Origin of the sequence: Legionella clemsonensis (assembly GCF_002240035.1) — a bacterium.
Taxonomy (GTDB): Bacteria; Pseudomonadota; Gammaproteobacteria; order Legionellales; family Legionellaceae; genus Tatlockia; species Tatlockia clemsonensis.
On sequence record NZ_CP016397.1, the window covers coordinates 528,546 to 535,000 of the forward strand.

Below are 6,455 nucleotides of genomic sequence, written 5' to 3' on the forward strand. Positions count from 1 at the left end.
AGATACCAACCGGTTAACGCATAATTATTTGATATAGCCTACATAGGGTACAGGCTGAGACGCTTGTGCTGCGCAACTGTAAAATACCTGAATCTCCAGACGCCTGTTTTGCGCACTTCCATGGACAAGTTTGTTATCCGAAACGGGATGTTTATCACCATACCCTTCTGCATTTAAACGTTGGGCTGGAATATCATTAGCCCATAAAAACGTCAGCATGGCCTCAGCTTGAGCTTGTGTCAACTTGTTTTTATGATAGCGCGAACCAACATCATTCGTGAAGCCTGCTATATAAATAGGACAACAGGGTGGGAATGTTTTCAATAGTTTAATAAGAAGTGCCAGACCAGGAAAACAAAGCTCATTCAATCTGGGACTATTAAATAAAAAATAGCGATCGGTAGGGATTACAAACGTGACTGTATCTCCGTATTGTATGTATTGAATTTCATGTTGTTGAATTTGCCTGATTAGTGCCCGTTTACTGTCTTTTTGCGCGCCAACTCCTGCTCCCATCACAGCACCTACTGCTGTTCCGGCTAACACAGGGCCACCAGCTGCAGCCATTGCTGCGGTACCAGCAATAACACCCGGGGGGTTGTGGCATAGACGCGTCGATAGGGTTTGAAATTGTTATAAGGAGGGTAATATCTGTAGCAACTGCTTAAAACAAACGAAATTAAGCTAATGAAGATTAAGGACTTCATTGCACGCCGGTGTAACATTCCCACTCCTTATACTGATGAATTTTTTCATTATTAAGGATCCCTGCTCATTTCGCAATCGAAAGAGACAGATTTAATCCCACTCAAAAAAGATAAAATTATTTTAATAATCTCTGCGCAAATCACTATAGTTTGTTATAGTGAGAGGCATAAATAAGAATAAATTGCTTAATATGACTCATAAAAGATTTTCCTTTTCTCTGGCACTTGGCGCATTGGGAGTTGTTTATGGCGACATTGGTACCAGTCCTTTGTATGCGGTACGTGAGACTTTAAGCGGTCTTCCAATTAATATTGTGGATGTATTAGGCATCCTGTCATTGATTTTTTGGTCACTAGTTCTTGTCATTTCAATAAAGTATTTAATTTTTGTTTTTCGCGCTGATAATGATGGAGAGGGAGGAATTCTGGCTTTGTTTGCTTTACTAAAGCAAAAAAAAACAAGACATGAATATTTATTTTATTTGTTAGCTATTTTTGGTGCAGGTTTAATTATTGGCGATGGCATGTTAACCCCTGCCATCTCAGTAACCTCAGCGATTGAAGGTTTAAAGGTAGCCTCATCACAATTTGACAATTTAATTATTCCCTTAGCATGTACTATTTTAATTTTTCTGTTTGTGTTGCAGTCGAAAGGGACAGGAAAAATTGGCAGGGCGTTTGGTCCTATTATCCTGCTATGGTTTATTACCATCGGTACCTTAGGACTGGTGCAAATAGTTCGCAATCCCGTAGTACTTCAAGCTGTTGATCCATCCTACGCCTGGCATTTTTTTACCACTAATGGATGGAGTGGTTATTTTTTATTGGGAGGCGTTTTTCTGGCAATAACTGGTGGAGAAGCGCTCTATGCTGATATTGGACATTTTGGCAAGAATGCTATTCGTTACAGTTGGTATTTTATCGCTTTACCTGGTTTGCTCCTCAATTATTTTGGTCAGGGAGCTAACTTGTTGCTTCATCCAGAAGCTATAGAAAATCCTTTTTATATGCTAGCACCCGATTGGTTTTTCATTCCTTTGCTTGTGCTTTCTACAGCAGCAACGGTTATTGCTTCTCAGGCGGTTATCTCCGCTACTTTTTCCATCACCAAACAGGCCGTGCTCTTAGGACTTTATCCCAGACTACCGATTATTCAAACCTCTAAAGAACATGCTGGCCAGATTTATATTCCGCAAGTCAATTTCTTTTTGCTGATAGGGACGTTAATTCTTATTTTTACATTTAAAAATTCCAGCGGTATGGCTCATGCCTACGGTATTGCAGTAAACCTTGATATGTTGCTGGTGAGTACAATGGTTGCTTATGCTGCAAGAAAGGTCTGGCATTGGCCGTTGGGATTGGTAATTGCTATATTCAGTATTTTCATTTTTATTGATTTAGCCTTTTTAGGTGCCAATTCTCATAAGTTTTTAACAGGCGGTTGGGTGCCAGTTTTATTTGCCTTCGTTGTGGCTTTGGTGATGTTCACCTGGAATAATGGAATGCAGCATTTGCAAAAGAATTTTTATATGCAAAAAGATGCCATCACAAAGATTCTTAAGCAGTTAAGATACCGAGCATTCAATCAATTGCCTGGCGTAACAGGCATTTTTATCACGGATGCCTATGATCAAAGCGGCGGTAGTTTTCTTCATTTTTTAAAGCTAAGTTTGGCAGTTCCTGAGAATATTCTTATTGTTAATTACAACGTACAGAATAAACCCTATGTCAGTATAAAGCGTCGCTTTAAATGCAAGAAGTTAGCGCCCAAAATTTGCCAGGTAACATTACAATATGGTTTTATGGATACTATTTCTATTCCTGATGCTTTAACGCTACTGAATAAACGAAAATTATTATCCTTTGAACTTAATGTTGAAAATGCGACTTATCTGGTAGAAATTCCCAACGTGATGGCTTCTAAATCGTATAAAACCCTTATGTTTCATTGGCAAGAAAAGCTCTTTGCATTTCTCATACGCAATTACTCAGCAAATATAAATATAGAATTCTATAAATTACCTTACAATAGAACCATTGCCATTGGTACCTACTGTATTATTTAATTTAATTATAGTCCTGTGCTTTGCTCGAGCATTTATGCCTCAGAGTTATCTATTATTTACTGAGGTTTATTTACTGAGGTGCAGCCATTGGGTAGAGGACTTTGAGGAATCACTACCTGCACATTAATTCCTTTTATAGTCGGACTGTTCAAAGCTTCCTTCAAATATTCAATTAAAGGAACGTCAACAACCCTACCGTGAATGGTTGATGCCTCTCTGAAGTAGAGTACATTATTTTTCCAAAAGGCAAATCCTAAATGAGAAACATTTAAATTAGTACCGATAGTCTCTTTCAAATTCCAGTCAGGACGAACAATTTCAATGATTGCAGCATTGGGAATTTGTGAAAACAGATAGTTGTTGGCTGTTCCTTTTGCATCAAATAAAGCCGTTAAAGGAATATAAGGTAACTCAGAATTTACCTTAGAAAACAAGCTACCTCTTTTTTTAAGGTCATCTAATCGTTGTAACTGTTCTTTCTCATCGCTTGGCACGTTTAAACGAATATTTTTAGTGGTAAGATGTTGATACCAGGAGGGTTTATCAATAACAGTTTTTGCAATTTGCGCAACAGGTTGGTTATGAACATCTTTAAAAGTGGTGGTAATATCTTTGACAAAACCTTGACGTTGATTATTTTGATTCCAATCTAAAGAGGTAAAATGATTGCGATTTGTATAGGCTACATGACCATTTTCATAACGAATTCGACATAAACATTGTTTAAAGTGAGTGGTATCATTCGCTAAAGCGATAGCAAGGACAGTCGTTACATAAGTATCACAATCAAAAGCATCTGTTCGATAGCGTGGAGCTTGGTCAAAACGCGCTTTTATTCCTTCACCTAACGCCCCTAAAAGGTATTCTTTACCTAAAAATTGTGCACTGATAACCTCCAGACGAGCAGCCATATCAGATTTCGGTAAATTGTGCAAATTGTGATATAGTTCGCTGAGAGTTTTATTAGCCTCTTCCTGCTTGGGATGAACGGCTGCGGTAACTTTAACAGAAAAGGCTACAAGGCAACTGAGAAAGACTATTCTCTGGAGTAATTTTATACCGCAATAAAACGAGTCCATAGATTTCCTATTTAACAAAAAGGACACATTTTAACCTGACAGCGATAGGAGTACAACAATGCTGAACGCCATATGGTTATCGATGATTTTTCTTTCTGTAATCGTTGGAGTAGCCCAAGGACGTCTTGAGCAGGTGGTACATTCGGTTACTGATTCAGCAAAACTGGGCTTTGAAGTGGCTTTAGGCCTGGCAGGTGTCATGACCTTGTGGTTGGGCATCATGGGTATCGCTTCCGAATCAGGTTTAGTTAAGCATTTTGCCAGATTGTTAAAACCTATTATGCGTCCTTTATTTCCTGATGTCCCGATTGATCATCCTGCAATGGGAGCAATGATTCTAAATATTGCAGCCAATATGCTAGGATTGGCGAATGCGGCAACCCCTTTTGGGCTGCAAGCAATGAGGGAACTCGAGAAACTTAATAAAAATGCACAAGAAGCCAGTGATGCAATGTGTACTTTTTTGGCAATAAATACCTCCAGTGTGCAACTAATTCCCGCAACGGCTATTGCCTTTCTTGCAGCCAATGGCAGTATTCAACCCAGCAGCATTATAGCCAGTGCACTGGTAGCAACAATGATTTCAACGATAGTTGCTATTGTTGCTGTTAAACAATTGGCAAAACTACCTGTCTATCGTTTAAAAGGACAGACTATCAATGACTAATATTGCAAATCAACTCTCTAATACGCTATTTCTTGCTTTTGTTGTAGGCATTCCTTTATACGGTGCCATTAAAAAAATTAATGTTTTTGATGCCTTTACAACCGGTGCTAAACAGGGGTTTGAAATAATTATTAGTATTGTTCCTTATTTAATTGCTATGTTGGTGGCAATAGGAATGCTACGTGCTTCTGGCTTTTTTGAACTTCTTGGTCATTTTTTGGGACCTCTGTTATCGGCTTTAGGTATGCCTGCTGAATTATTGCCATTAGCTTTTATTCGACCTTTTTCTGGAAGTGCATCAACGGGGATTATGGCTGAAGTTATACATCAATATGGAGGGGATGCATTAGTTTCCAAGATGGCTGCGACGATGATGGGAAGTACAGAGACGACATTTTATGTTGTTGCTGTGTATTTTGGCGTCGTTGGCATAAAACGAACGCGACATGCTATTCCTGCGGGATTGTTGGCTGATTTAGCAGGAATTATCGCCAGCGTTGTTGTGTGTCGCTATTTATTTGCTTAACCTTAGCGTTTTGCAAGCTGCCCGGTTTCAGCTGATTTTAATTGAGCCAGTAACGGAGCGGATTTCGCTTTAAAGCTTGCCATTTCTCTGCCAGAAATAGGAAAACCTCGGGGTAGTTCTACTGTCGTTGGATTTCTGGGTTGTTTGTTAATGTGAAATTCATAATGGCAGTGTGGACCGGAGGCTAAACCAGTTTGCCCAACATAACCGATAACCTGGCCTCGTTTAACATAAGTACCACGAGAAATCCCTTTCTGAAATTTCAGCATATGCCCATAGATGGTACTGTAGGTTTTGTTATGGCTAATTTTTATCATATTTCCATAACCACTTTGACGACCTATTATTTCAATGCGTCCATCTCCTGTTGCCCGAATGGGCGTACCAATGGGGGCAGCGAGATCAACTCCCTTATGTGCTCTTCGATAATGCAGTATAGGATGATAGCGAGACAGACTAAAAGTTGAGCTGATATGACTAAAGCGCAGTGGATAGCGGTCGAAGGCTTTTTTCAAACTTGTTCCCTGAGGAGAATAATAATCCGTGTGCCCACTTCTATCAGTATGACGTATGGCCTGGTAGGTATTTCCGCGATTACGGTAACTAACCGCCAGAATATCGCCAGCTCCTACTAATTTATCACCTACATAAAGTCCCTGATAGATGATGGTAAATTGATCGCCTGCTCGAATTTCTTTAGCAAAATTAATATCCCAGGTAAATATTTCTGTCATTTGCTGTACGAGTTTATAGGGAATATTATAACGCTTGGCCGTACTGAACAAAGACCCTCGCACTGTCGCTGTTACGATACGATTGCGACTGTCCATTTTTTTAAAGTTCAATTTGCTCTTGTAATGACGTCCTTCCCGATATATTTCCAGGTATTGGGTACTGGAAACAGGCATAATCATTTTTTCTAGAATTTGCTTCTGAATAAGGAATTCCAATTGTTGGTTCGGTTTTATTTGTGAAAGCGCTTTAGTACGTGGATTATCATGCATAATCGTTTGCAGGGTTTGTGAACTTAAACCCACGCGCTTGAAAATGACGGCTAAAGAGTCGCCTCGCTGAGCATTAATAATTTTCCAGCCATTATTCTGAATCATTCTATCTAAGGTTTGAGTAGTGAGCGCTACAGTTGGTGGTTTGGCAGAAGGGGTTGGCGCTTTTTTCTCAGAGCTGGCAATTGTTTCAGGTACCGTACCTGAAACTTTATTTATCACTGATAACATGGTATCAGCTGCAGATGATGATGGATTTCTCTCTTCCTGCACTAAAGGAGGAGCCGACATGGGGGGTATAGGTTTATCTTCTACTTCTAGCAGAGAAGATTCCCGATGAGCAGGATAATGTGCCCGGTGTTTGTGTGGAAATAATTTAACCAGGACAAAGGGCAATGCAAATGAA

The 6,455-nt window shown here is 39.6% G+C and carries 6 protein-coding genes (1 of these 6 only partly in view); 3 read left to right on the forward strand and 3 right to left on the reverse strand.

Annotation, left to right across the window (positions count from 1 at the left end):
• Positions 1-24: 24 nt before the first annotated feature.
• Complete coding sequence (cmpA, locus tag clem_RS02250) at positions 25-585, reverse strand: C-OmpA-like family protein CmpA (RefSeq protein WP_332460242.1); 561 nt, start codon at positions 583-585, stop codon at positions 25-27.
• Positions 586-898: 313 nt separating this feature from the next.
• Here cmpA and clem_RS02255 point away from each other — a divergent pair, with 313 nt between their 5' ends.
• The gene (locus tag clem_RS02255) at positions 899-2,773 is read left to right on the forward strand and encodes a potassium transporter Kup (protein ID WP_094090128.1); all 1,875 of its coding nucleotides are present in this window, start codon (positions 899-901) and stop codon (positions 2,771-2,773) included.
• Between the two features lie 56 nt (positions 2,774-2,829).
• Here the strand turns inward: clem_RS02255 and clem_RS02260 are convergent, their stop codons facing one another.
• Positions 2,830-3,852, reverse strand: coding sequence for an N-acetylmuramoyl-L-alanine amidase-like domain-containing protein (locus clem_RS02260; protein ID WP_094090129.1), 1,023 nt, complete (start codon positions 3,850-3,852; stop codon positions 2,830-2,832).
• 58 nt (positions 3,853-3,910) lie between these two features.
• On the opposite strand from clem_RS02260, the gene clem_RS02265 reads away from it, so the two are divergent.
• Positions 3,911-4,519: a nucleoside recognition domain-containing protein gene (locus clem_RS02265; protein WP_094090130.1), complete on the forward strand. Its 609-nt coding sequence runs from the start codon at positions 3,911-3,913 to the stop codon at positions 4,517-4,519.
• Positions 4,512-5,045, forward strand: a complete 534-nt coding sequence (locus tag clem_RS02270; protein ID WP_094090131.1) for a spore maturation protein — start codon at positions 4,512-4,514, stop codon at positions 5,043-5,045. Before clem_RS02265 ends, clem_RS02270 begins: the two co-directional genes overlap by 8 nt.
• 2 nt (positions 5,046-5,047) lie before the next feature.
• Here clem_RS02270 and clem_RS02275 read toward each other — a convergent pair whose 3' ends face one another.
• A protein-coding gene (locus clem_RS02275) for a peptidoglycan DD-metalloendopeptidase family protein (protein WP_094090132.1) crosses the window boundary here: on the reverse strand, positions 5,048-6,455 show its 3' portion. 77 nt of this gene lie beyond the right edge of the window; only the last 1,408 of its 1,485 coding nucleotides appear in the window; its start codon lies off the right edge, out of view; the stop codon is at positions 5,048-5,050.